This is a genomic window from Arthrobacter bambusae, assembly GCF_022606295.1.
GTDB classification, from domain to species: domain Bacteria; phylum Actinomycetota; class Actinomycetes; order Actinomycetales; family Micrococcaceae; genus Arthrobacter; species Arthrobacter bambusae_A.
Genome location: NZ_JAHHZS010000049.1, coordinates 1 through 23,954, shown reverse-complemented (window position 1 = coordinate 23,954; position 23,954 = coordinate 1). Strand labels below are relative to the sequence as shown.

The 23,954-nt window shown below is 61.3% G+C and carries 20 protein-coding genes and 1 pseudogene; 12 read left to right on the top strand and 9 right to left on the bottom strand.

Annotation, left to right across the window (positions count from 1 at the left end; genetic code table 11):
• The 4 genes from KNN17_RS20730 to KNN17_RS20715 all read left to right on the top strand — a co-directional run.
• The coding region (locus tag KNN17_RS20730) for a hypothetical protein (protein WP_241710738.1) at positions 1-616 on the top strand (616 nt) is incomplete at its 5' end.
• A 12-nt stretch (positions 617-628) separates the two neighbouring features.
• Entirely contained in the window at positions 629-1,816 is a 1,188-nt protein-coding gene (locus KNN17_RS20725; RefSeq protein WP_241710737.1) for an alpha/beta hydrolase family protein, read from the top strand.
• 403 nt (positions 1,817-2,219) lie between these two features.
• Positions 2,220-2,456 (top strand): hypothetical protein, encoded by a 237-nt coding sequence (locus KNN17_RS20720; protein WP_234754203.1) that lies wholly within the window; start codon positions 2,220-2,222, stop codon positions 2,454-2,456.
• Positions 2,457-2,616: 160 nt separating this feature from the next.
• On the top strand, positions 2,617-4,464 hold the full coding sequence (locus tag KNN17_RS20715; RefSeq protein WP_241710736.1) for a MarR family transcriptional regulator: 1,848 nt from the start codon (positions 2,617-2,619) through the stop codon (positions 4,462-4,464).
• Between the two features lie 116 nt (positions 4,465-4,580).
• Here the strand turns inward: KNN17_RS20715 and KNN17_RS20710 are convergent, their stop codons facing one another.
• Positions 4,581-5,123 (bottom strand): hypothetical protein, encoded by a 543-nt coding sequence (locus tag KNN17_RS20710; RefSeq protein WP_241710735.1) that lies wholly within the window; start codon positions 5,121-5,123, stop codon positions 4,581-4,583.
• A 5-nt stretch (positions 5,124-5,128) separates the two neighbouring features.
• Positions 5,129-5,788, bottom strand: a complete 660-nt coding sequence (locus KNN17_RS20705; RefSeq protein ID WP_234754206.1) for a ParA family protein — start codon at positions 5,786-5,788, stop codon at positions 5,129-5,131.
• A gap of 1,628 nt (positions 5,789-7,416) precedes the next feature.
• Between KNN17_RS20705 and KNN17_RS20700 the strand changes: the two genes are divergently transcribed.
• Positions 7,417-7,941 carry a hypothetical protein gene (locus KNN17_RS20700; protein WP_241710734.1) on the top strand — a complete coding sequence of 175 codons (525 nt, stop codon included), beginning with the start codon at positions 7,417-7,419 and terminating at the stop codon, positions 7,939-7,941.
• 18 nt (positions 7,942-7,959) lie between these two features.
• Here KNN17_RS20700 and KNN17_RS20695 read toward each other — a convergent pair whose 3' ends face one another.
• Both KNN17_RS20695 and KNN17_RS20690 read right to left on the bottom strand, forming a co-directional pair.
• Complete coding sequence (locus tag KNN17_RS20695) at positions 7,960-8,109, bottom strand: hypothetical protein (protein ID WP_241710733.1); 150 nt, start codon at positions 8,107-8,109, stop codon at positions 7,960-7,962.
• A 24-nt stretch (positions 8,110-8,133) separates the two neighbouring features.
• Complete coding sequence (locus KNN17_RS20690) at positions 8,134-9,123, bottom strand: DUF4113 domain-containing protein (protein WP_308196862.1); 990 nt, start codon at positions 9,121-9,123, stop codon at positions 8,134-8,136.
• A gap of 55 nt (positions 9,124-9,178) precedes the next feature.
• On the opposite strand from KNN17_RS20690, the gene KNN17_RS20685 reads away from it, so the two are divergent.
• From KNN17_RS20685 to KNN17_RS20665, 5 genes are all read left to right on the top strand, one after another.
• Positions 9,179-10,735 (top strand): site-specific integrase, encoded by a 1,557-nt coding sequence (locus tag KNN17_RS20685; RefSeq protein ID WP_241710732.1) that lies wholly within the window; start codon positions 9,179-9,181, stop codon positions 10,733-10,735.
• Complete coding sequence (locus KNN17_RS20680; protein ID WP_241710731.1) at positions 10,732-12,564, top strand: hypothetical protein; 1,833 nt, start codon at positions 10,732-10,734, stop codon at positions 12,562-12,564. The genes KNN17_RS20685 and KNN17_RS20680 overlap by 4 nt, the downstream gene beginning before the upstream one ends.
• Complete coding sequence (locus KNN17_RS20675; RefSeq protein WP_241710730.1) at positions 12,561-14,666, top strand: hypothetical protein; 2,106 nt, start codon at positions 12,561-12,563, stop codon at positions 14,664-14,666. Before KNN17_RS20680 ends, KNN17_RS20675 begins: the two co-directional genes overlap by 4 nt.
• A complete protein-coding gene (locus KNN17_RS20670) occupies positions 14,666-15,097 on the top strand; it encodes a hypothetical protein (protein ID WP_241710729.1) in 432 nt (143 codons plus the stop codon). Before KNN17_RS20675 ends, KNN17_RS20670 begins: the two co-directional genes overlap by 1 nt.
• A 709-nt stretch (positions 15,098-15,806) precedes the next feature.
• Positions 15,807-16,427 (top strand): hypothetical protein, encoded by a 621-nt coding sequence (locus tag KNN17_RS20665; RefSeq protein ID WP_241710728.1) that lies wholly within the window; start codon positions 15,807-15,809, stop codon positions 16,425-16,427.
• A gap of 374 nt (positions 16,428-16,801) precedes the next feature.
• Here the strand turns inward: KNN17_RS20665 and KNN17_RS20660 are convergent.
• The 3 genes and pseudogenes from KNN17_RS20660 to KNN17_RS20650 all read right to left on the bottom strand — a co-directional run.
• Positions 16,802-17,077 (bottom strand): annotated as a pseudogene (locus KNN17_RS20660) (Y-family DNA polymerase); the annotation flags it as partial.
• A gap of 19 nt (positions 17,078-17,096) precedes the next feature.
• A complete protein-coding gene (locus KNN17_RS20655) occupies positions 17,097-17,546 on the bottom strand; it encodes a LexA family protein (RefSeq protein ID WP_241710727.1) in 450 nt (149 codons plus the stop codon).
• 93 nt (positions 17,547-17,639) lie between these two features.
• Complete coding sequence (locus tag KNN17_RS20650) at positions 17,640-18,431, bottom strand: SOS response-associated peptidase (RefSeq protein WP_241710726.1); 792 nt, start codon at positions 18,429-18,431, stop codon at positions 17,640-17,642.
• 193 nt (positions 18,432-18,624) lie between these two features.
• Here KNN17_RS20650 and KNN17_RS20645 point away from each other — a divergent pair, with 193 nt between their 5' ends.
• Complete coding sequence (locus KNN17_RS20645; RefSeq protein ID WP_241710725.1) at positions 18,625-18,939, top strand: hypothetical protein; 315 nt, start codon at positions 18,625-18,627, stop codon at positions 18,937-18,939.
• A gap of 89 nt (positions 18,940-19,028) precedes the next feature.
• Here the strand turns inward: KNN17_RS20645 and KNN17_RS22470 are convergent, their stop codons facing one another.
• Together KNN17_RS22470 and KNN17_RS20640 are read right to left on the bottom strand one after the other, a co-directional pair.
• Complete coding sequence (locus KNN17_RS22470) at positions 19,029-19,154, bottom strand: hypothetical protein (RefSeq protein WP_274619761.1); 126 nt, start codon at positions 19,152-19,154, stop codon at positions 19,029-19,031.
• Between the two features lie 1,084 nt (positions 19,155-20,238).
• Positions 20,239-21,483 (bottom strand): IS110 family transposase, encoded by a 1,245-nt coding sequence (locus KNN17_RS20640; protein WP_241710724.1) that lies wholly within the window; start codon positions 21,481-21,483, stop codon positions 20,239-20,241.
• 990 nt (positions 21,484-22,473) lie between these two features.
• Between KNN17_RS20640 and KNN17_RS20635 the strand changes: the two genes are divergently transcribed.
• The gene (locus KNN17_RS20635) at positions 22,474-23,727 is read left to right on the top strand and encodes an IS110 family transposase (RefSeq protein WP_372489714.1); all 1,254 of its coding nucleotides are present in this window, start codon (positions 22,474-22,476) and stop codon (positions 23,725-23,727) included.
• Positions 23,728-23,954: the final 227 nt, after the last annotated feature.

Genomic DNA, 23,954 nt, shown 5'->3' with positions numbered 1-23,954 from the left:
TTACTCGGCCGCATTCAGCCTGATTACAGGGAAACAGGAAAGATTTACCTCTGTAGAGGCGTTCATTGCGGCCCTAATTTATCAACCGTCGACAGTCCTGTATCTCTCTATCTATCTGGCTGCCGTCGCGATTATCTCCCTGCTCTCACTTATTGCAGTCCTTGATTCACCACAGCGATCCAAAGTCTTCACAGCCGGCTTCTCGCTCGTCACCATGGGCAACACCGTCGACGTCTGCCTTCTGTGGCTGCAGCACCTGCACGCCGTGACTTCTCAGGCCTCCGTCTTGCTGTATTCCTTATATGTGGCGGCTTTTTTCGCAGGTGCCATCATCCTCTGCATCGGGTTTCTCCGGGGTTCCATCCAATCGCTGCGTAAGCACTGCGCGTTCCTCTATTACGCACTAAGGCTGCGGGGAATTCTTGAGCGGACAGTCACAGAGAAGCCCAGTGTTGCCGATGCGCTGAGGGACCCGAAGATCACCTGCTACCAAGCGCTCATCCTGGTCCGAGACCTCATGACACTAGGCGAATTCGTCTTGGACGATTCGGAACTGGCTCTTACGCATCGCACCGATGTACTGCTCACTGAATTCCCGCTCACGTCCTCAACATAAGGATTTCCACGCATGGCTCCGACACCCTGTATCACCGCAATAGCCCTCGTTACTTTGTCGCTGCCGGTCGCTGCCGCAGCCGCTCTTGGGCGGAAAATGACAGCCTGGAAGGAACCCAAGAAACGAGATCTTACGATCTCCGCCGACTGCCGCAAAGTGACACTGCTGGCAGATTCGAGAACCCGAGCACCCGGTACTTACGGGCTCCTTCTTCCCGGGGTCCATATCGTTGTGGGAGCGGTAGTATCCGAAAACCCTGAATCGTCTGAGGTGACCCGGGAAATACTTGAATGGACTGGGCCCCCGGCGGCGGGCAAGATGCGTGGTAGCTGGACGGGTCAAGTGATTGTGTCACCGGAAAGGCTCAAGCTGGACTTTGAAGAAATCAGTCTCGGGGCGGTTGAGGGTGAACTTCCCGCGTGGATTTTTCATCCTGAGCATCCTTCACGTGATGTCTGGGCGATCCACGTGCACGGACTCCGATCTTCTCGCTACTCGATGCTTCGAAGTGTTGATTCCGCGACAAATCTAGGCATGACCTCGCTAATCCCGTCCTACTTCGGAGACGCCGAGAATCATGCCCAAGGACAGGTCTGCCACTACGGAAGCCTAGAAGCGGACGACGTTGAAAAGGCACTCGCGTATGCAGTCGATCACGGCGCAAAAGCGCTCTATCTGTTCGGGTGGTCAATGGGTGCAACAATCTCGCTGCTTCTCACCGAAACCTCCAAGTACAAGCACCTAATCGCCGGCCTGATCTTGGTTTCACCAGGACCCAATACAGAGGCCGTCATCGCTGAGAACGCCCGGACAGCGGGCCTCCCCCAAACGGTTGCAAAGATCGTCCCAAAGATTCTCTCAACGCCCTTGCTCAGCCGCCTCGCCTCGCTCACCAAGCCAGTGGACTTTGAAAATCTAAACTGGACTCATGCGCGTGGCCGCTTAAACACTCCTGCGCTGGTTCTCCATTCACGCGGCGACACAGAAGTTCCCTATTCCCTCTCGGCTGAGTTCGCAAAATCCAATCCAGAAAAGGTAACACTCAAGGAGTTCCCAGCTGTCCCCCACCAATGCGAATGGAACTCTTCGCCCAAAAGATTTGAAGGAGAGGTCGCTACCTGGATCAAGGGGCAGGACTCCTTTTGTCACAACGTTGCTACGCCGACAGAAGGCAAACCAGGATCGACCTACACGCCGTAGATGCAGGGCAATCCTGCGGATGTAGTGCATGTGCACTAGTATCTCTATTGAGATCAATTTGATGCACGACCGACCAGGAGTGAATGGTGGGAAGGGTTCAGCAGGAAAGGGCGAAGCGCCGCGATCACGTGAGCGGCGTCGCGGTCGACGTTCCTAGGACGGCGACCGGCTCGATCTCAGAAGAGCATCGTCACGACTTCGCGTGGCCGGAATTGAATGAAAAGTAACGAAGGCGACACGCCGCCTAGTTACAGTAACCAAATCCACTCCACGGGGCCCCCTGAATGTTAGGTTCGGAGGAACCTAAAACAGTAACCAAAACCTGTTGAAGGAACTAACGATTTACAGCGCTGAAGCCAGTACAGGTGAAGACAGTCTGTACGAGATTCAAAGGACATGACACATGACTGCTGTTGCACATCGGGGAGGCGGGCGTCCAAGCAAGGGCCTCCGCAAGTACATTGGCTTTCGCGTGCCTGCCGAGATGGCTGACCAAGTCGCCCAGGTCGCCGAAGCTGAGGGCGTCACGATCACGGACTACGTGGCTTCGGTTGTCGCAAAGCAGCTTGAGGTCGATCTAGAGCGCCATGACCACCACAAGTTTCAGGAGGAGCTGCCCATTGGCCGCATCGCCTCTTAAATGAGGAAGGCCCGCACGAGGCGGGCCTTCTAAGCATTTGACTCACTACCTTTTTTGCTTGCCGGCGACGAGGTAGAGAGTCCTTGAGAATCAACTCGGGCCTTGCGGTCCGGGCATCTTCCTATCCCTTGAAAGGAATAGCATCATCGTACCCCACGAGATGGGCGCATGCACAGACTCACAGAGTCCGGGCGCGCCGCATGCATTTTGCAGTCCTGCCGAGGCCTGGGCCGCACTAGCTCTCCTGCTTGCCGGGCAGCCCCGCGTCCGTCTTTCCCGCGACGGCGGAAGGTCCTACCCGCAAAAACATGAACGTGCTCTCACGGGAGCGCTTCCGTCCTTTCCCGCCGCCGTGCGGATTTTCGGGAAAGACGGCACCTGCAGTGCTATTTTCCTTGACTTTGACTCCTCCGTCGCTGGTATTGACTGGGTCGAAGCGGACGTCCGTGCCGTCCAGAAGTGGCTGCATTCGGTCAATGCGCGGTGGATTGAGGATTACTCGCCCAATGGTGGCCGGCACGTCTACATCCCGCTCGAGCAGCGGGTTACCTTTTCTGAAGCGCGTGATCTTGTCGAGGCGCTGGGCACCCGGTATCGGACCCTGGACAAGACCCCGCACCAAAACCTCCTGCATGGCTGCATGCGAACACCCGGATCCCCGCACAAGGGTGGCGGGCACCAGGAGCTCGCCATGTCATTGTCCGTGGCCTACGACGTTGCCCGACGGCCCAATTCGGCCACCGTTTGGACGGCCATGAAGGCCGACCTGGCGGGAGAGATCGGAGCGGTCAGGGCACTTCGTCTAGAAGGCACGATTACACCGGCCACCGCAGAGACGCCCCGACTCCACCAACCGGCTGGGCGGATGTCCCGGACCATGCAGCTCATGGCCCAGACAGGGCTATACGACACCAACCGGTATGCCTCCGATTCGGAGGCACGACAGGCCATTGTCACCGGGGCCGCGGGCGCCGGCATGGAACTCGTCGATGTAGAACGCCGGATGATGCAGGGGACTTGGCCAGGACTGGCCTCCTTCTACGCCCGCTATGCCTCCCGCCAGCGTGTCCCAGCATTGCGCAGGGATTGGCTGAATGCGGTTACGTATTTGAGCAAAAATCTCGGGTCGAGAGACGGAAAGAACAATGCTCGTAAATCCCCCACAAGCCAGCCATATACACAGCCCCGTGTACTACAAGGGGCTTCAATCTCATCGAATCCTGACGCGGAGCATCAGTTCATCCGAACCTGGCGAAATGCAGTGCGTTTGAAAGAACATGCCTACATCGATTCACGAACCGGGCTCGCCAGGAGGATGGTGCTGAGGTCTCTGGGGGAGGCAGCGCACATGACAGGGTCCCGGTTCATTGAATTTGGTGACCGGTCCATTGCGGTGGCGACCGGCCTGGACCACACTACGGTCGGATCACACCTCAGAGCACTCCGCAGCGCGGAAGACCCTTTGGTGACCCTTGTTGAACAGGGCCGCGGGACCAAAGGCGACCTCTATATGCTGTCCGTGCCGGAGGAAGTGAAGACCGTTGCCGAAGATTTATCTTGGCGTAAGGGTAAGGTTCATGCGCTTCGCCCGGTCTTCAGGGAATTGGGACTACCTGCAGCCTTCGTATACGAAGCACTCGAAGACTCCCCCGGCCTGTCAACTTCGGAGATCGTCAAGTTGACCAAGCTCTCCAGGACATCCGTCAGTGAATCGCTTGAAGTGATGGCCGCTTGGAACATGATTTCCCGGAATAAGGCACGGGCCTGGTCGGTGGTGGCATCGACTTCACTTAAAGTCCTCGCCGAGCACTTCGGGGTTATGGAAGCCGTCGCGGCGCAGCTGCAGCGTTACCGGATCGAACGAATCCTTTGGAAAGAATGGCTGTCCAAGAACGTCAACACCGTCGCGGAGCTCCTCTCCCCCGGTGAGGACTATCCGTGGGAGGCATTTGAAGGTCCGCCGGAAGAGTGGGCATTGACGGACATGGCGTTCTCACGGACAGTATGATCGCGGTAGTTCGGTACTCTGTGAGTCCGGCAATCACAGACTCACAGAGTAGCCACTTCCGATCCGAACTGGAATTAAGCTTGTCTGTCCACGGAAAAGAGAACCCACTATTTTATTTAGGCGCGTGGTGTTAGACCCAAGGCAAGTCGAAGCTCATCTTCTGTGGAACCTACGAGCTCATTCTGTCGCTCCAGCAAGAGATCGACGGCAACACGAATTAGCGTGTTATCGGTGATCCGCTCCCCCTTTTCCCTACGGGCGCGTTGAACTTTAGAAGCAAGCAGTGTCAGCTCGTCGGCTTGGCCCGCATGCAGCCGCAATTCCTTGCGGACTAGATCCGTGTAATGGGTATGGCTCGAAACAACGGGTTCCTTAACCTCGTCTACGCCTGGGGTCGAAGCGGGTTTTGCAGGAGCGCTCTCGATTTCGGGCGCAGCCTCGGACTCCACTCCCCCAGTTGCCTCGACTGATGCGAGCTCAGGAGCCGTTGGAGAAGTGGCAACTTGAGTCGTCGAGGGTGTTTTCGAGCCATCATGTAGAGCAGCGGCCTCATGGACAATATGCAGGACAGGTGCATCGCTACCTAGATCAATGGGAGGTGCATCCTTGATCTCACGGGTTTGGTTGGCGAAGTTCTTGAATCCACCTTTGAGCGCCATGAAGTTTAGCCCTTCCTGGTCTGGGCCCAGAGACTAAACAGTTCCAGGGCGACGTCTTTGTAATCCATAGTTGCTTTCTCGGAGTTGCGGGTCTTCTCGTATGAAGTGACCACTGTCCCGTACATGGGTGCTCGTTCGTGTGCCTTGTAGGCACGCACAAACGAGTTGCATACAAGGATTCCCTGTTCTCGCAACATCTCCTGTGCGTCCAGTGCATCTTGTGGGGAACGCGAATCTGCCTTGGTGATCACGACTCTGTAGTCCAGACCGAAGGGCTGAACTATCTTTTCGAACGTGTAGACGAGAGGAAGCAGGGCCAATGGGGTCGCTTCTGTGGGCATCACAATGAAATCTGACTGGCTAACGATGGCTTTGAGTACCTGTATATTTTCCAGGTTGCCTGGGGTGTCCACGAAGACCGTGTCGTAGTCGAGATCACGCATTTGCGTGAGAGCTTCCGGGTCGGTCTCAGTCGCCACGTCGAACTGGAGCTGTTCCTTTTCGGGGAGTTCCTCTGCATTGGTTGCCCACATCGTTACTGATGCTTGCGGGTCGGCGTCGACCACAAGCACTTTCGAGCTTTGTGCGGCAACGGCGGCAAGATTCATCACCGTGGTGGTTTTCCCGGCGCCCCCTTTTTGGTTGACGACAGCTACGACCCTCATGAGTGCTTCCTTAATTTTGGTTTCCATGGCACTTGGACCGGTGGCGGGTTACTACCTGACCAAAGCTGCTCGACCCGAGAAAGGGGTCAGCTCGATCCAATGCGGAGAACATCCGTATCCAGTCGCCGGCAAGCGCTATGGCTAAATTACCAGCTGCACTCCCCCTCCGGCGGAAGAATCGCCGTTGATGCACAGAGTCAGCGACTTCGTGAGTTCGTGACTTCGTATCTCTGTAAGTCTGTTAGTACGATGAGTCTGGTTCGATTCCCCCACGATTCGGGCAACCGCGCGGCGCTCCTGGTGGATCGGGCCGTAACTTTCGATTTCGGTCTTATGAGGGCGCACTTACAGACTCGCGGAGTCCGCAAGTACTAGAGGCCCGGACTTCATAGGTCTGCGACCTAGGGCCTGCCGGAGTGTGGTTCGGACCCCTTGGCTTTCGGACTAGCGGGGTCTGGAGGTCCGTAAGTACCCGGGTGTCCGGAGTCTGCGGATCGGGGCTACACCGAGGAGTGGTCTGGCGTGTACAGACTTAAAAACGCACGGAGTCTGTTAGTGCCGGAGGTCCGGACTTCCGAAACGTGTTGCCGGGGTTGTTCGTGGGCGCGTACCGACTGACTCCGTGAATTTATGACTTCCGGAGTCACGGAGTCACGGAGTCACGGGGTCTGGTGGTCTGTAAGTAATAGAGTTCGGATGTAACGGGGGTCCGGAATTGGCAGCTGCGGCGAGGAGGGTTCTGTCGTGTACAGACTTACAAACTCACGGGGTCTGTTAGTGCCGGAGGTCCGGACTTCCGAAACGTGTTGCCGGGGTTGTTCGTGGGCGCGTACCGACTGACTCCGTGAATTTATGACTTCCGGAGTCACGGAGTCACGGAGTCTGGTGGTCTGTAAGTAATAGAGTTCGGATGTAACGGGGGTCCGGAATTGGCAGCTGCGGCGAGGAGGGTTCTGTCGTGTACAGACTTACAAACTCACGGGGTCTGTTAGTACGGCAGGTCCGGACTTCCGAAACGTGTTGCCTGGTGCTGTTCGTAGATGGTCACCATCCGGCTCCCCGGCTCCCCCTGCCTTCCGGACTGTCGGGGTCCGGTGGTTTGTAAGTAACGGAGTCTGTAAGTGCCGGAGATCCGGACTTCCGAAACGTGTTGCCGGGGTTGTTCGTGGGCGCGTACCGACTGACTCCGTGAATTCATGACTTCCGGAGTCACGGAGTCACGGGGTCTGGCGGTCTGTAAGTAACAGAGTTCGGATGTAACGGGGTCCGGAATTGGCAGCTGCGGCGAGGAGGGTTCTGTCGTGTACAGACTTACAGACTCACAGAGTCTGGAACTACCGGAAGTCCGGACTCCCGGAAGAGATGACGCCGGCCGACACTTCACGACCAACGGGCATCCAATGTCCTGATCGCGAGGGGAACGAGTGGGGAACCCAGGAAAGTGAGACTGCCGGCGATGAGACCCCACCACCGCGGCAATATCGGTATAGCTCAAAGTTGAGCCGGTCCACGAAATTTCGCCTGCGCAACCGGGGGAGGTGCGCTACCAAAGTGACCTTTCGACACGGCCGAGGACGGGAATACCATGAGGGAAGGCCACACACTGGCCATTGGTCGGGACCGACATCATGCCACCACGCGTCGACATCGGAGACAACAGCAAGAGCAGCGGTATCTCCGCTGCTACCGGACCGCGTCTCGGGCACCGCATCAGGGAAATCCGGCAACAGCTAAACCATCGGCATCACAATGTGCCCCGATATCAAGTCACCGACGGTCACGCTGCCCCGCATTCGTCTTTCGCGAGGGCGCCGTTGCTGGCTGTGACCTCCGATCTCTACCAGGCATGCCTCTACAGCAGGTCCCGCAGCCACAGGGCCAGCGAACGGCTCTCCCCAGTGCGTGAGGCCATCGCCACCTCCCCCTACACGTGGGGAGACCTGGAAGCCGACGGCGTCAAGGAGTGGGTGGAGGAGTCCATCGAGGACGATGTACTCCTGGCTTCCGCACTGGAGTCCTTGGGAGACCTGACCATCGATGAACGCCCCTATCTGGGGAAGTTCACCGTGGAGAGGATCTACGAGATACTCACGAACGCGGACGCGGCATACTGGCGCCGGATTTACTCTGGACAGCCCCGGAGCCGGGGCTAACCCTGGCCGCTAGACGGTTCAGTCGAGGTGTTTGCGGATGACGATCCGCCGGTACCCTTCCGGGACGAGTTCCGTGGCCTTGGCCAAGGCGTCTTCGTAGGTGGTGCCGGCGGCGCTGACATGGCTCTGCTCGCCGTCCGGGCTTTCGATCGTTCGTTCAACTTCCACTGTTCAAGTTTGCCTGATAACCGGTCAGGAGGCTTTCACGACGGCGAGCTCGTCCCAGTGCGTGGTGGCCCTGGGGGAGAGGAAGTCACGTTTCATCTGCCAGGACGGCCCGGGGCGCAGCCCGCCGTAGCCGAGCCCGACGAGGCCGCGGCCGTGCCGGCGGTTCACGTCCTCGATCAGGGAGCTGATGCCCTGGTCTTCGTGGGCGAAGCGGAACGGCTCGAATGCCTCCTGCCCGGTGGCGGGGGAGAGGGCCGTGAGCATGATCCCTGCCCTGACGTATTTCACGCCTTCGGCCAGGTTGGGCAGGAGCTGCTGGCCGGCCTTTGCCAGCACGACCGGGTCCGACGTCGGCGCCGGCAACGGCACCGGCACCGACGGGAAGGACTTGTCGTACGCGTTGTAGAAGCTGGTCCCCGCGAACGCGGTGAGGATCTTGGCCTTCTGGTGGTGTTTCTCCAGCCGGGCGGATCCCTGCTGCGCGTAGACGGAGAGCACCTGCCGCATGGCCGACCTGGTGGTGATCGGGGTCGCAAAGGACCGGGTGAAGATCAGCTGTTCCTTGCCGAGCTTTTCCTCTTCGAAGTCGATGCACGGCGTGCCCTGCAGCTCGAGCACGGTGCGCATCACGACGACGTTGAACTTGTCCCGTATGGCCACCGGATCGGCGGCCGCGAGGTCCGCGATCGAGAAGATCCCCATCGCCCCAAGCCGGCGAGTCAACCGGCCCGCGATGCCCCAGACCTCGGACACCGGCAGGCCCGCGAGCAGCTGCGTCCGCCAGGCCGGCCTCGTGTCCTCCCAGACACACACGCCGCCGAACACGGGCAGCTTTTTCGCGGTCTTGTTCGCGAGTTTCGCCAGGGTCTTCGTTCGCGCGATGCCGACGCAGACCGGCACCCCGACCAGCCGACGGATCTCGTCCTTGATCCGCCGGCCGAAGCCCGCCAGATCGCTCCCGACCGCACGCGGGCCGAGTCCCAGGAACGCTTCATCGATCGAGTAGATTCTCACCCCCTCTCCTGCGTGTTGTAGATGGAGGCCCGTGGTCCTCGTTTAGGTTCTGGATATGGACACGTTGGAAGCGAAGAGCTGGTACCTCCATTTCGTGCAGGCAATGCCTCGGGACGATGATGACCCTCTGCTTGCCCGCGCCGTTGACGCGTTGTCGAGTGTGGCCGGAAATACGGAACGGGTGGGACGGCCGTTCCTGCTCGACGGGCGGGGTGCTCCGCACCCTGCGTTCAATGCATTTTTCGCGGGTCGGAGGATGCGCAATCGTGCCGCTTCCACGAATCGCAAGTATGCCTTCGCATTGCGTGTCTGGTTGAACTTCCTGGAGCTGCGCGGGGTCTCTTGGGATGCCGCCACGGACGATGATCTTTTCGACTACAAGTTTTGGCGCCGGACGGATGAGGCCAATCCCAGGCGCGTGGCGGGGTCGACGTGGCGTGACGATCTGTCGGCGATTTCCGCGTTCAATGATTGGACCGAGCGGCTGCAGGGAGCCCTCACGCCCGTCGGTACATCGGCGAATTTTGTTCGAGGAGGCACCGTTGGCACACGAACTTGGGGTCCTCGTCTGGACTTTGCAGGTAGCCGAGGCAAGGCAGGTAGCCGCGGCCGGGCGGGTGCGTCCCGGGTCAGGTCTGCTGATGTGAAGTGGTTCTCTCCGGGCGCGTACAGGCGCTGGCGCGACGTGGGTATTCTCGGGATCGCCCCCGACGGGAAGGAGCGGACGCGATGGAGGCCGCGGTCCCAGACACGCGATGCTGCCTTCGTCGACGGTCTCTACGGCACCGGGCTGCGCATCCAGGAGTGGTCGAGCGTTCTCGTCAACGAACTTAGAGAGCCCGACGGGGACCACAAATACGTCACTCTCCAGCTCGCGGATGCATGCGCGAAAGGCGGACGCGGTCATCCATATTGGGCCAAGCGTGATGTGCTCAACAGCGTCGGCAACTACATCGAAACCGATCGCGCCGCCTCGATCCGCCACGCACAGACCCTGGGAACGTACGAGCAGCTGCCCGGTCTTCGCATCATCCGCGAGATCCGGGACGAGTCGTTGTTGACTCTGGCACTCCCGGAACGCCCGTCAACGGCGCTGAAGCTGAATGATCTGTCACCCGAGCAAAGAGAGACCCTCTTCACCAGGACGAGTGAGGGACTCGTTCCGCTGGCACTGTGGCTGAATGAGGACGGTCTCCCTCGCCGCAAACGGAGTTGGTACACGGCCTTCGAGCGGGCGAACAAGCGGGTGGAGAAGGCCGGTATCGACCGGCTGACGTGCCACCCCCATGTGCTTCGCCATTCTTTTGCCCTGCGCTGGTACGCCGTCGGCCGGCTTGTCTGGGAACGACGAGCACCCGGCCTTAGCCCCGGGCAGGCCCTCGACTTCCGGGAACAGTTCGGTGACACCTGGTCTCTGGTGCAGACAATGCTTGGCCACTCAAACGTGAATACGACAAAGGATACCTATTTGGAACCGTTCCGTGGCCTGGACGTGAAGCTGCTGCTCGAACATGGCGTGAATGAACTCCAGACGGAGACTTTGTTGGATGTGCTGCGCTCGAATCCGCGGGTTCGCCTTGAAGACGACATGCCGTTCGGGGGAGAGCGATGAGAGGGGCTGCACTTCCCCAACCCGGTTACACGTCGCCGGTCAACCATTTTTCCTCGCCCGGGCAGAACATCGTCCGCGTCTATCCCGAGGCTGAATCCGGGTTCAAGGACTTCTCTTTCCATTCCTTGAACGTGGCGCCCGAACTCCAGTCCGCTTTCGCGGAAGGCTTCGCCGGGGCTACCGGGCCTGCGGGGACTCGTCGGACGATTTCCTCCGCCCAGAATCTGTTTTCGGGAATCAGGATCTTCGTGAAGTCTGTTGCGTCCGGGACCAGGCCGCCCGGCCGCCTCGCAGATCTTCGCCCATCGCACCTCGCGGAGCTGCGCATGCGGCACACGCGCGCCGGAAACAGTGCGCTGATCGCGCTTCGTGTTGCCCTTCGTGCGAACCCGGAGCTGCCAATGCCTTTCAGGAACGCGCTGTTCACTCCTCTGACAAACCCGGCACCGTCGACCGCGGCTGCGTCATACGAACCGGCGGAATTCCGGGCAATACACCGGGCGGCAAGGTCCGGCGTCCGCGCAATGGTGGCACGGATTCGAGCGGGAGAAGAAGAGCTCAAGGCATGGCGTCGCGAACAAGAACAAGGCTCCACAGACTCGACCCCGCAACGGGGGCAACAAAGCCGGGGAAGCGTGCTGAACCACATCGCCCTGGTAGGCGACGTTCCCAGAAACTCCTCCGGTAGACCCCGCGGAAAAGGCCTCGCTAAGGACGCGTGGAGCTCGTTCTATTCGCTCTTCCCGACCTCATCCGACATAGCCGCGATGGTCGTCCTGTTCCAGTGCCTGACCGGGGAGAACCTGACCACCATTTGCAACCTGACAGCCCGGTACAGCCGCGCCGATGGCTCCCGGGACGGAGAGACGCCGGTGCTGATCACCCGGGGCTCCAAACCCCGACGTGGACCCAACAAGGCGGAAATGGACCTGGCATTCACCGCAATTCCTGAATGGATACAGGCATCCGAGAGCAAGGGCGAGAGCGATGACTATGCATCCGCCTTCGGTCTGTACATGATTGCCGAGAAGCTGTGCCGACGCGCCCGCGAGTTCGCATCCAGCGATGCCTTGCTGGTCGGCCATTCACCCCACCGGCTTGAGACCTCTGTCAACGGCACGGGCTTTCGTCCGGTCCCCCACAGTTGCATGAACCGATGGGAAGGGTGGACCGACAGCGACGGAAATCCGCAGCTGGCGGACGGCAGGCGGCTCAGGCGGACCTTCCTGGAACTTCATCAACGCCCCGTGGCGCAGACCGCGGACACCTTGGCAAACACCTACCTGCTCCGCGATGCGGGTTCGCTCGCCGCCAACCAGGAGGTCGTGCAGCACGTTCTGGAAGGTGAAGTCGAACGGATCCAGACAGCGACCGTCGCAGCCGTCATGACCGAGCACGACATTGCCCAGGCGGCCGCCGACAACGAAGGGGTGGCCAAGCGTTTCGGAATCACGGGCGAGAAACTCCAATCCATCCTGGAAGGGCGGCTCGATACCGTGGCGACCGCCTGCATCGACAACGAGCACGGACCCGTCACCGAGCCCGGGCAGCGATGCACCGCGTCTTTCCTGCTCTGCCTGGGCTGCCCGAACGCACGCTCCGAGCCACGGCACATCCCCGTCCAGGCCCTCATGCGCCAGCAAATAGAACGGCGCCGCGAGGAACTCACCCCCGACAGCTGGAAGCAGCTGTACGGCACCGCCGCCGAACAACTCGATGACCTGCTCAAACAACAACGGGCCGACATTGCTGCGGCCGCATCCCAAGCGACGGATGAGGACTCCACCCTCATCGAGGCGCTCCTCGACGGAAGGCTCGATCTCCGATGACCCAACAGGCAGCAGCATCCAGGGACCACCTCATCGGGGACAACCCGCTGGCACTGACAAACCGTCCGGTCCGGCCCGACGCCGATTCCTCCCGTCTGTCCCGGTTTGATGACGACCGATGGGACCTGACCCCGGGCATTTTCGAGGACCACAGCACCAAGACCAGCCTGAACTTCGAGGTCTTTCCCGTCAGGTGGCGGGTGGCAGTCAAGGAATACTTCTGGCTCCTCATCAACGACGAGACGATCCGGCCTCTTCCGGCCGCGCAACTGGACAAACGCCTGTCACTGCGGACAATCAGCTTCGCGAGCACCCCTCTGGCAAGGGTCCTGGCCTGGGCCGAAGAACACGGCATAACCTCGCTGAACGAGCTTTCTCCGGCCAGACTCGATCTCATGCTGGCCGACATCGCAGACTTGGACCTCAGCAACGGACGCAAGGGAATGATGATCAGCGAGACCCGCCGATTGTGGGCCTATCGCGAGGTCGTCCCGGAGATACTTCGCATGCCGGAACCCCAGCCATGGTTGGGGGAGCTCACACGGGATTTGTTCGCAGAAGGCCCCCTGCGTCCCTGGAACCGCACACCCCGGATCGGCGACGAAACACTCGTACCACTGATCAGCTGGGCCATGAGATTCGTCGATGACCTCTCGGCCGACATCACCACGTCATTTCATGAATACTGCCTCCTGCTCCAGCAAGAGGACCGGTTCCGCCCACCCGGCGTTGGAAGAAGCACCCCGGGCGGGACGCGCCAGGAAAGACTCAAACACGTCCTTGACCAGTTCCGCCGCGACGGGACAAAGCTCCCCGGACGCACCCTCCCGGACGGCAGCCGCGGAATCCGGTGGCAGCACCTCGGACGCCTCACCCACACCCTCGGGGGCACACACTTCGAATTCGACCAAGACCTGATCGGCCAATCCGGCCTGGAAATAGATGACGATACCTACCTCTCAACACCCTGCAAGGGAACCATCAACGGCCACCGCTGGCGATCAAAACCCATCGGCTTCGACGACGCCGCCGACCTCGCCCAACACCTCGTCACCGCGTGCTTCATCCTTATCGCCTACCTGTCCGGCATGCGGCCCGGCGAAGTCCTCAGCCTTAAACGCGACTGCGTCGCCCACGACAAATCCAGCGGACTCTGGACAGTAACCGGCGTCCGCTGGAAAGGCGCCACAGACAACGACGGCGCCAAAACAGTCGAAGGCGAGCAACGGCAACTTCCCTGGGTCGTCCACCCCATCGTCGCCCGGGCGGTCGTCGTCTTGACCCGGCTGCACCCCGGAACTCTCCTCTTCCCGGTAAGCATCCGGCCAAAGCCCCTGCGCGGCCCGGCCGCCCCGACCAACCTGAGACCGGGCACGGCCCTGACGACATCGCAGGTCGGAACCGACATCGTCGAGTTCATGGACTGGGCCAACACATACTGCACCGAAAACAGCAGGCCCGACCACATCCCCTCCGACAAACAAGGCCGGGTCAGCCCGCGTCGCTTTCGCAGGACGCTCGCCTGGCACATCGTGCGGCAACCACGAGGACTTGTCGCCGCGGCCATCCAGTACGGGCACGTTTCCACCCATATCACCCAGGGCTACGCGGGAACCTACGCCTCAGGGTTCCTGGATGACCTCGCACTCGAACGATGGCTGGAGCGCATCGAAAACGTCGACGAACTCGAAACCTACCTCGACTCCGGCGGCCATGTCAGTGGACCATCGGCGACCGAACTTGAATCCAGGACCCGACATGCCCAGGCGAAATTCGGTGGCCGGACCATGCCCACGGTCCGCCAAGCGCACAAGCTTCTCCACGATCCCACTCTCCAGGTCTTCAAAGGCCGGGGCATGCACTGCGTCTTCAACAAAGCCACCGCGCTATGCGCGAAGGAACCCGAGAACGGCCCGTCACTGGGCGAATGCCGCAGCGCCTGCTCCAACATTGCCCGAACCGATCAGGACATCGCCGAATTACGGGTCGAGATCAATGCCCTGCCCGCAGACCCGCTCGCGCCCGAAATCAGAAACCGCCGAATCGCGCTCGTCAAAGAAACCATGGCCAGAGCCATCAAACACCACGAGGAGGCCCGATAATGACGGAAACTGAGACCGAATCCATCCGCAGCGCTCTCCAACAGGCCAAGGACGACCTCCTGGAAGGCCGCGTCCCGGGCCCGCTGACCAGCACACGGCTCGTTGAGATCGCCGGAGTCAAACGACACCGGCTCACCCACGACAACCCCGACATCAACGACGAGTTCCAGCGCCGCGCACGCGCACTGAACCGCACCAAACCCGAGGTCGACAGACTCCGCGCCAACCTTGACGCCGAACGGAAACGAAACAAGCGGCTCGTCACCGAACGGGACACGCTCGACCGACGCCTCAAGGCCTACTCGACTGCTCTGCTCGGTCTGCTTGAGGAACGCGACAAACTCCTTGAAGCCCTCAGCACCAGCAACAATGTCACAGCGCTCCCGAACCGCCAATTGGCCGTGCCCGCGATCAAGGCAACGGATCCCTGATCCCTCGGACTGCTCGCCTTGTCTGTAAGCGCCTAAACATGCAAACAATGGCTGCCATGATTTGAAGTCGGGGATGGTCATTTGGTGCTTCGTCATGATCTTCCGAAAAAAATGACCAAAACAGACGTAGCTTTGCATGTCCGTTCTTGGCGAAGCCAGCTCTCTGAGTGCCGCAGTGTTATTTCCAAGAAGTTCGGGCATCGGGTTCCACGGGGTAGCCCAATTCATCTAACGCATGCTCCACATCCTCAGGCTGTGACGTCCAGAACGACCAGACGAGCCCACCTATTTCGATAATTTTCACCTTTGAAAAGGCGTTCGGCGATTCTCGCCCGAGATGGATGCTGGCTACCCGCTCACGCTCAACACACCATGGACCTCCAAGCAAAGCCGTCAACCCGTACCGGAGATTGAAATCAATCCGTTCCTTCGTGATCCTCATCGTGACAGCCGGGCGTCCCAGGTTAAGACCCCAAGGGAAGATCAAGCCTCCCACGAACTTTTCGTCCACCTTCGTCCTTTCAGAACGAGCGACAACGACGCTCGGTTAGATTGCCCTGACTTCAGCTTAGCCAATAGGTTCATAGTCATGTATGGGCCGCTTTGATGCCTGTCGATTCGGTAGTCGACCGGGATTATCGGGATGGTGCTGAAATGTCTGCCCAGCGTATGGGTGATAAATCATTCGCTTCTCTGACACCATGGGCCCATGGTGAAAGATCACAGGGAACCAGCCAAAAAGATCTCTACTTTTCGGAGGCACAGGGGGCGTCAAATAACAATGGCCGTCTGGGTCGTCGCGGCTATCGGAATTGGAGCGGACCTTCTTCTAAACGGGAGGGAAGCTTTTGACAACGTCTTGATCCCGTGGCTTGCCATTATTTCCTGGATGGTTTTCGCAAATGCGTGGCTGCCTCGTGTGACCATCGCCGAATCCGGGTTGGAAATGTGCAATGGGCTTCTAACCCTCTACATCCCTTTCTCGGCGATCGAGGACCTCCAAAACCGGTACAAAGTCATCATCAAAGCCGAGGGTAAGAAATATGTCAGCCAAGTGAGCGCCCCTCCCGGCAGCAATGTGGTGGGAAGTGAAACGTACATCTCCGTTCTCGACTCCACGAGGACCAGCGACGATGACGGAGGCTCATTGGAGAATCTGTCAAACCAGGATCCTGTAACCACCGCTTGGCTAAATAGGCGTTTGGCGAGCCGACTGCATGGACAGCGTGTCACAACTAGGTGGAATTACCCAACAATAGTCATTGGCGCAGTGCTCATGCTCTGGTTCTTCGCAGTCGCTCTTCAGTTACGACCACATGGAGTCAGTTGAGTATCTTCCTATCGATGGCGATCGCCGCGGGTTCACTTCTGTTGGGACAGGGAAAGTAGCCATTAGATTTCGAAATTGCCCCCCGTCCCGCGCTTTTGCTTCGGGGCAAGTAGCCATCCCAATCGCGCACCCCAGGTGTCCTGGATATGTTTGTCTGAAGTCGATACCCCAACGACGATTGACCAAAACTGGCTCAGAAGCGTGTTACTCGTCGGCTTTCGGGAATGGAGCCGGCAGGAATGCTGCCTTCGGGGTCTTGCCTCTCCTGTCGTGTCGGTACTGCCGGGATGCTCCTCCAGCCTCCAGGGCTGAGTCCGGCGGGGAGGTGCTTGATATGGCGACAGTGCGCAACAACAGATTCAAGGGTACAGAAAGTAGATCTCGAGCCATGCGCTGTGCCGGGAAAGGATCTCCATCACCCGGCGCGAAATGTCGGCGTAGAGCTCGTAGTTGCTGCTCTTCTGGACCAGCCCCCATTCCTTGGCCCGGGGAGCCAGCTGGAACCACGGCACCCCCAAGGTGATGCCCAGGGCCTTCGCTTCCGGACTGAGGCTGACCGCGCACCCGTCGTTGTTGGAGAGCACGATCACGGGTTTGCGTTCCAAAGAGGGGTCAAAGATCCGCTCGCACGAGACATAGCAGCAGTTCATGTCCACGTGCGCGACGAGTTCATGCACTTTGTGCCAGCCGGTGATCGATCAGGTAGTGAAGGCTCATTTTTACGACGCCCCAGACTTCCATTTGCGCCAGTTCCGGCACTCTGATGTCCGGGAAGGAGGGGTTTTCCGGGCGCAGGATCACTCCGTGCCGGTCGATGATCAGGCGTTTGACGGTCAGTTCCCCGTCGAGCACGGCGATCACGACATTGCCGTGCTGCGGGGTGAGGGAGCGGTCCACGATCAGCACGTCACCGTCGCTGATCCCGGCGCCTTCCATCGACGGGCCGGAGACCCGAACGAAGAACGTCGCAGCCGCGTCCGTGACCAGCTCGCGGGTGAGGTCGACGGGGCCGTCGTAGTAGTCCTGCCCAGGCGAGGGGAAGCCGGCTTCGACGGTCACCGGGGCCATGAGGAGCGGCCCGGTGACCGCTCCGGCTGTGCCCAGGACCGTCACTGGCATGGCCCACCACCCTCAAGAGTTATCGAATATATGTTCGATAACTGATTGTACGGCCGGGACCGACACCAGACTATCCACCAGCTACAGGCGGCCTCAGACGATGGGATTGGCCACGGTTTCCAGGCGCTGCCGGCCGTCCTCGTCGTTGACGAGCTCGACCGGCCGGAGCGCCCAGTCCGCGGCGACGTCATACGCCTCACCACGCACCAGGTCCAGCAGGCCAAGACCGTCCTTGTCCCGGGGATCCAGCCAGGCATCGATCGTGCCGGCGGCCAACGGGACCGGCAGCCGGTCATGCAGCCCTCCCAGCCCGGCGAGGGCTGGATGGCCGGAGTCCAGCGGGGGAGCGGGCATGGTCAGGATCGTGCAGGACAGCAGCCAGGCGTCCGGGTGCGACTCGTCCTGCACCGCAGTGTTGCGCCAGGGCGCGTACAGGCCGGCGAATGTGATGGTGCCGCCGTCCTCCGGCGCAACCTCGTAGCGCTGTTTAGGGTCCGTCCTCTTTGGTCCGGACTTCTTCCACTCCGCGTAGCCGGCGGCCGGGACAGCGGCCCGCCACCGCGGAACAGAGTTCCTGAATGTCGGCTTGTCGCCAACGTCCTCGCTGCGGGCATTGAAGGTAGCGAACTTGGATTCAAAAGCCTTCGCGAAGGTGGGGATCATGCCCCAGCGGCCAACGGACAGCTCCCGGCGCACGACGCCGTCCTCACCCAGCCGGCCCTGCAGAAAAGGCACCGGCGTCGTCGGGCGCACGTCCAGATTCGGCGCAGGCTCCCGAATCCGGGCGCGCAGCTGCGCACCGAATTCGATGCCCAGCTGGTTCAAATCCTTCGTACTCGCGTAGCGACCGCACACGCACATCCTGCTGGAGGGACTTCGTTGCACTTGATCCTTTGGCAGCGGAACGGCTCCAAGGGAACGAAAGGTCCCGCCTGATGGGGGACCAGACGGGACGCCCCCACAATAACAACGCACGCCGGGAATGGGCAGGGGCGTCCTGTCATCGGCTTGATGTCAGGGGTACTCTGGACGGAATTCATTCAGGAAAGGCCCCAGCCGGAAGGTGGTATTCACCAGCGTGAACCTCAAAGACGAGTGGGACCGGCTCGATTCCGCGACCCGGACATGGCTTCTGGAAAATCCGGCATGTCTGGTCCTGCCGCCCGCCATATCGGCCAAGTTCAGCAAGGCCACACACGGGGACATTGCGCTCGACCCACACGGGCAGGTTGTACTCTCCCCGGACGATCACGATTTCATCCGTGAGAAAGCGGAAGCCGCCGGAACAATCCGCCTTCCCGTCAGGGAATACCGATTCTTCGACACAGCACCATTGCCCGTTATCAGGAAAGGGCCGCCTGACGGCGCAGCTTCGCCGGATGAGGCCCGGTAGGACCACCCCCCGGCGGGCGATTCAAGCGTGCCTTGCGGGGGATCGCACCCATAAGCGGGTCCGCTGGCACGGAACGCATGCGCCTAGCGTCAATGTCCAATCAGTTGCCACAGGTCCAGACCCATCCGTGCCGCCGTCAGCAGCAGCGCCACAGCTGCGATCCAGACGCCCGCGATCTGCCAGACGCTGGCCCGCGGCCGCTGTTGATCCTCCATGCTTCCCCCTTCTCCCTCGCCCAGGTCGGGGATCCATCCTAGAAGCCAGGAGCGACAGCCTTGGGCCCGCATCTTCCAGGCAGGGGTGCTTGTGCACGCGTTGCCCACAGCCTCCCGCGCCCAGCCGCCCGCCGCTGTGGACAGCCGGCGCCCGGCCATCCACAGAAAAGACCCGGCGTGCCGCCATCTCCCGGGCGAGTCGTCATCCATGTTCCGGCCACCTGCCGTCGTGGCCGCCAGTGGAGCTGCGCAGGGAATGGAGACGGGACCCCTGACCGGCTGCGAACGATCGCCCGGGGCTCCGACAGGAACGGGTTATACCCAATGGGGACAGCTTTGAGCTGTGCGGTGGGCTCCACCTGACCTCCAGTGGGCATAACCCGTTCCTAAGCCAGCCTCTGACGATCGTGAACTTTTGCGCTGTCACTGGTGCCCCGGCGGTATCGATCCTGGACCGCCTGGGAGCCCTGCACCGCCTACTGGTCCGCCAACCGTGGCCCCTCAGGTGCTGCCCCGTCTGCGCGGTAGCACCTGAGCACGGCAGCCAGCGCCCGGACCGCGGCCGGATCTTCTTCCCAGGAAGTCCCGTCCCGTGTGCAGGCATGGAAGCCCCTCACACCGGCCCCTTCGGCCGCCTGGGCAAGTTCGGCCCATGCCTGTTCCAGCTCTGCCCGCTGCTCCGGCGTCGGTTCTCCGGTCTCCGGCCCGATTCCCCCGGCCGCGGGCAGGGTCCTGTCTGACCTTGTCCGGCTTTTCCGGAAAAAGCTTCGTAACCCCATTGCGGCGTGCCCCCTCTGACCTTGGCAAAAAGTCGTGACGCCCATTGCCCATTATCAGGCACCTGGTTTGCGCTGCGCTTCAACCAGTATTGGGGCGTCCGCTTCGCGGCCGGCTGTTGGGTCCAGGGCGCGGCGTCGCAGAGCTCCGAACCCCCTGGCCCTGTTTGTCTACGACCGTTTTCTGGTTGCTGTCCTTCGGATTCTAGGCGTCCGCTCCACCCCGTCTGACATGAAAATGAAGTTGGCTCCAGCAGTGCTCAGCGATTATGGCTGGTGCCGCTGGGCAGGTTGGTTGGGTCTTGGCATTATCCGGTTGCCGTGAGTGGTTCGATGGTGACTTTATAGCCCAGGGATTCGAGTTGTCCGATCGCGCGGGCCTTTGTCCTGGCCGGTGCTCGTAATGTGAAGTAGTCGGCTCCGGGATCGCGGTAGAGCTCGCCGGTGGTGAGCATATACCAGGCTGCGGTGAGCATGGCGTGTTCGACCGCGACGAGTGCTTTGACGGGCCCGCGCCGGGAAGCGATGCGCCGGTATTTGGCAGAGAAATAAGTGCCATTGGACCGCACCGCCGACATTGCGGCGATGCCCAGGGCGCCTTTGAGATAGCGGTTGCCCGGGCGGGTCTTGGCGGATTTAACCCTGCCGGCGGACTCGTTCGCTCCCGGGGACGTGCCGGCCCAGGACGCCAGCTGTTGAGGCGTCGGGAAGACGCTCATGTCGGCCCCGGTTTCGGCGATGAAGACCTCGGCGACGGTGGTGCTGAATCCCGGGATGCTGGTCAGGAGGTCCCGGGCGAGACGAAAGGGTTCCATCGCCGCCTCGATCCTGGCGCTGAGGTCGTTGATATCGGCGGTGTGGGTGTCAATCCGGTGCAGATACAGGGCCGCCATGTAGCGGTGATGGTCACTGAACCGGCCGGTCAGCGCCTCGATGAGCTCGGGGATCTTTGACCGCATCCGCCCGTGGGCCAGCTCGGCCAATGCGGCCGGGTCCTCCTGCCCGTCGATGAGGGTTTGCAGCATGAGGCGTCCCGAGACTCCGGTGATGTTCGAAGCCACCGAGGACAGTTTGATGCACGCGTCCTCGAGGAGTTTCTCCAGCCGCTGCACTTCCCGGGTGCGTTCCCTGGTGATGGTGGTCCTTGCACGGGTCAGGTCCCGCAGTTCACGGATCGGCGGCGGCGGCACGAAGGAGGCCCGCACCAGCCCGTGAGCGCCCAGATCGGCGAGCCAGGCAGCGTCGGAGACATCGGTTTTGCGGCCCGGGACGTTCCTGGCATCGCGGGCGTTGACCAGGATCACCTCCAGGCCTTCGTCTTCGAGCAGGTAGTAGAAGGGGCGCCAGTAGTCGCTGGTTGCTTCCATCAGGACCAGGGTCACGTGCTCGTTGAGCAGGTGTTCCTTCAGGTCCAGGATCTGCCCGGTCATCGCGGCCCAGGTCGTGACGGTGGACGTTGTGGGTCTGGTCCCCCGGCCCTGGATGCGGACGCACACCTTGGCGTCCTTCTTCGATACATCGACTCCCGCGCAGCGCGGGTGAATGACTTCCATGGCGGATCACCTTCCGAAACCGTTCTTGCGGAAAAGTGTCTGTGTTCCGGGGAGGGCGGAGAAACAACAAATCTGACATTCGTGCTTGAAGGCAACAATCCACGGTCCCGCGGACAAAAAGCTGTGCCCTCCACCACCAAACTAGCCCACAGGCTCACCGGCACCATAGACGAATCGGGGAGGACCGAAACACACTCACTAGTCTGCTCCCGCACCCCGACACGGCGCCAGAGTCCGACTCCAGACGCGACGGAACCGCATATTTTCCAACCCCACGGCGGAGCGAAGCTCCCCGGGAACTAGCCCCTCCTTCGTCGGGGCCTGCGGCGCCGGAATTTCCCTGCGGCGCTCCTAATTCGTTGTTAAGCGGCTTCAAGGGACCAGATGGTTGGCCACTCCGGGGCTGTCTTGGTGGAGTTCTGCGGTGGAGCCATCGGTGGTGACGCCTTCGGCGCTCTTGGATCTTGAATCCTTGACGCAGAGCGGCGCGTTCGCTGAGGGCGCCCGCCGCAGAGCCCTTAATGAGCCGGGCGGATGCCCGGCTCATGCGATCACAGGCAGCTTCTCGGCAGCGCCAGATCAGTTGGCCTACCCGGAGCTGTCTCGGGGTTCCGCGGCGCAGCGCCGGTGACGACGCCTGCGGCGCTCTTGGGTCCTTGAACCCTCGACGAAGAGCGGCGCGTCATGGCGCAGATTAACGCCGCTGGACCCCGGACTGGCCGGCAGATCCCTCCGGGTTTCGCCGGCCAGGTTCCGCCGCCCGCGTGGCAGCGGAATCACCGACTGTTGGCGTGGTACTTGGTTTCTCGTGGTGGCGTGCAGGCTGCGGGATGACCCCTTCCTTCTCCGGGAGCCGTGGAGCTCTTGGTTAGACCGGGGCGCCCGAAGTGGACTCGTTTCACGAACGGCTGGTGAGATGGCAGACCTTCGAGTCTTGGAATTAGGGCGCCGCGTGATCCGAACTGGCACACCCCCGGGAACAAAACACACATTGACCGAGAGGAGTACAGATTGGACCTCTACTGCGGGATCGACTGGGCCGAAGGCCACCATGACATCGCCATCATCGACAGCGCCGGCGATCTGTTGGCCAAACGCCGCATCAACGACGACGCTGCAGGCTACCGGGACCTGATGGACCTGCTCGCCGAACACGGAGACACACCCCAGAATCCTATTCCGGTGGCGATCGAAACCAGCCATGGCCTCCTCGTCGCGGCCCTTCGCGCCGGCACCCGGAGCATTTACGCGGTCAATCCGCTCTCGGCCGCGCGCTACCGCGACAGACACGGGGTCTCCAAGAAGAAGTCCGACCCGGGGGATGCCCTGGTGCTGGCGAACATCCTTCGCACCGACGCCCACGCACACCGCCCCCTCCCGGCCGACACCGAGCACGCCAGGGCGATCACCGTCCTGGCCCGGGCCCAGCAGGACGCAGTCTGGGCGCGCCAACAGACCGCGAACCAGCTCCGCTCCGTGCTGCGCCAGTTCTACCCGGCGCTCCTTCAGGCCGGCGCGGTCTGGCAGAACGGGCTCACCCGCCCCGAGACCAGGGAACTGCTGCGCATCGCACCCACGCCGGGCACAGCTGCCCGGCTGAGCACCGCCCGGATCGAAGCCGCGCTGCGCCGCGCGGGACGCTCCCGCGGCATCACTGCCCAGGCCCAGCGGATCAAGACCATCCTTCGGGGTGATCATGCCCGCCAGCCCCAGGCCGTCGAAGACGCCATGGGCCAGCAGGCCGTCGGGCTGCTGCTCCTCCTCGACGCCGCCTGCCAAGCCGTTGATCAGCTCAGCACCGCGGTCGAGGAAGCATTCCTCACCCACCCCGACGCGCAAATCCTGCTCAGCTTCCCCGGGATCGGCACCCAACTCGGTGCCCGGATCCTCGCAGAAATCGGAGACGATAAAACCCGCTTCACCGACGCTCGGTCCCTGAAGGCATACGCCGGCTCCGCGCCCATCACCCGAGCGTCGGGCAAGAAGAAATTCGTCGGCCGCAGATTCGTCAAGAACGACCGACTCAGCACCGCCGGATACATGTGGGCGCTGTCCGCCCTCACCGGCTCCCCAGGCGCCAAAGCCCACTACAAACGCCGCCGAGACGCCGGCGACTGGCACGCAGCAGCCCAACGAAACCTCTTCAACCGCCTCCTCGGCCAACTCCACCATTGCCTCACCACGGGCACCTGTTTCGATGAAGCCACAGCCTTCACTCCTCCGGCTACAAACCTCGCTGCTTGACTTCCTAAACACGTGAGATGTCTTCGTCGCTGATTTCCTCCGGGATATTCCCGCGCCTTGCCCTGCGGGTAGACAGGGCTCCGTCGGCCGCCGAGCAAGCGAGCTTGCCAGCAACCAAAAAACGGTAATACTGGAACCGGTCTTGGGCCGGTGTGACTCCCCAAAAAACTGACGTGCCTCCGGGCGCTGTCTTCCTGTTGATCTGTCCGCCGGTTCAAGGTCCGTCG

Excerpts from the sequence above, each read along its gene's own strand:
- KNN17_RS20725 (WP_241710737.1), top strand. The coding sequence starts at position 629 with ATGGCTCCGACACCCTGTATCACCGCAATAGCCCTCGTTACTTTGTCG.
- KNN17_RS20720 (WP_234754203.1), top strand. The coding sequence starts at position 2,220 with ATGACTGCTGTTGCACATCGGGGAGGCGGGCGTCCAAGCAAGGGCCTC.
- KNN17_RS20715 (WP_241710736.1), top strand. The coding sequence starts at position 2,617 with ATGGGCGCATGCACAGACTCACAGAGTCCGGGCGCGCCGCATGCATTT.
- KNN17_RS20710 (WP_241710735.1), bottom strand. The coding sequence starts at position 5,123 with ATGGCGCTCAAAGGTGGATTCAAGAACTTCGCCAACCAAACCCGTGAG.
- KNN17_RS20705 (WP_234754206.1), bottom strand. The coding sequence starts at position 5,788 with ATGAGGGTCGTAGCTGTCGTCAACCAAAAAGGGGGCGCCGGGAAAACC.
- KNN17_RS20700 (WP_241710734.1), top strand. The coding sequence starts at position 7,417 with ATGCCACCACGCGTCGACATCGGAGACAACAGCAAGAGCAGCGGTATC.
- KNN17_RS20685 (WP_241710732.1), top strand. The coding sequence starts at position 9,179 with ATGGACACGTTGGAAGCGAAGAGCTGGTACCTCCATTTCGTGCAGGCA.
- KNN17_RS20680 (WP_241710731.1), top strand. The coding sequence starts at position 10,732 with ATGAGAGGGGCTGCACTTCCCCAACCCGGTTACACGTCGCCGGTCAAC.
- KNN17_RS20675 (WP_241710730.1), top strand. The coding sequence starts at position 12,561 with ATGACCCAACAGGCAGCAGCATCCAGGGACCACCTCATCGGGGACAAC.
- KNN17_RS20670 (WP_241710729.1), top strand. The coding sequence starts at position 14,666 with ATGACGGAAACTGAGACCGAATCCATCCGCAGCGCTCTCCAACAGGCC.
- KNN17_RS20665 (WP_241710728.1), top strand. The coding sequence starts at position 15,807 with ATGGTGAAAGATCACAGGGAACCAGCCAAAAAGATCTCTACTTTTCGG.
- KNN17_RS20655 (WP_241710727.1), bottom strand. The coding sequence starts at position 17,546 with ATGCCAGTGACGGTCCTGGGCACAGCCGGAGCGGTCACCGGGCCGCTC.
- KNN17_RS22470 (WP_274619761.1), bottom strand. The coding sequence starts at position 19,154 with ATGGAGGATCAACAGCGGCCGCGGGCCAGCGTCTGGCAGATCGCGGGC.
- KNN17_RS20640 (WP_241710724.1), bottom strand. The coding sequence starts at position 21,483 with ATGGAAGTCATTCACCCGCGCTGCGCGGGAGTCGATGTATCGAAGAAG.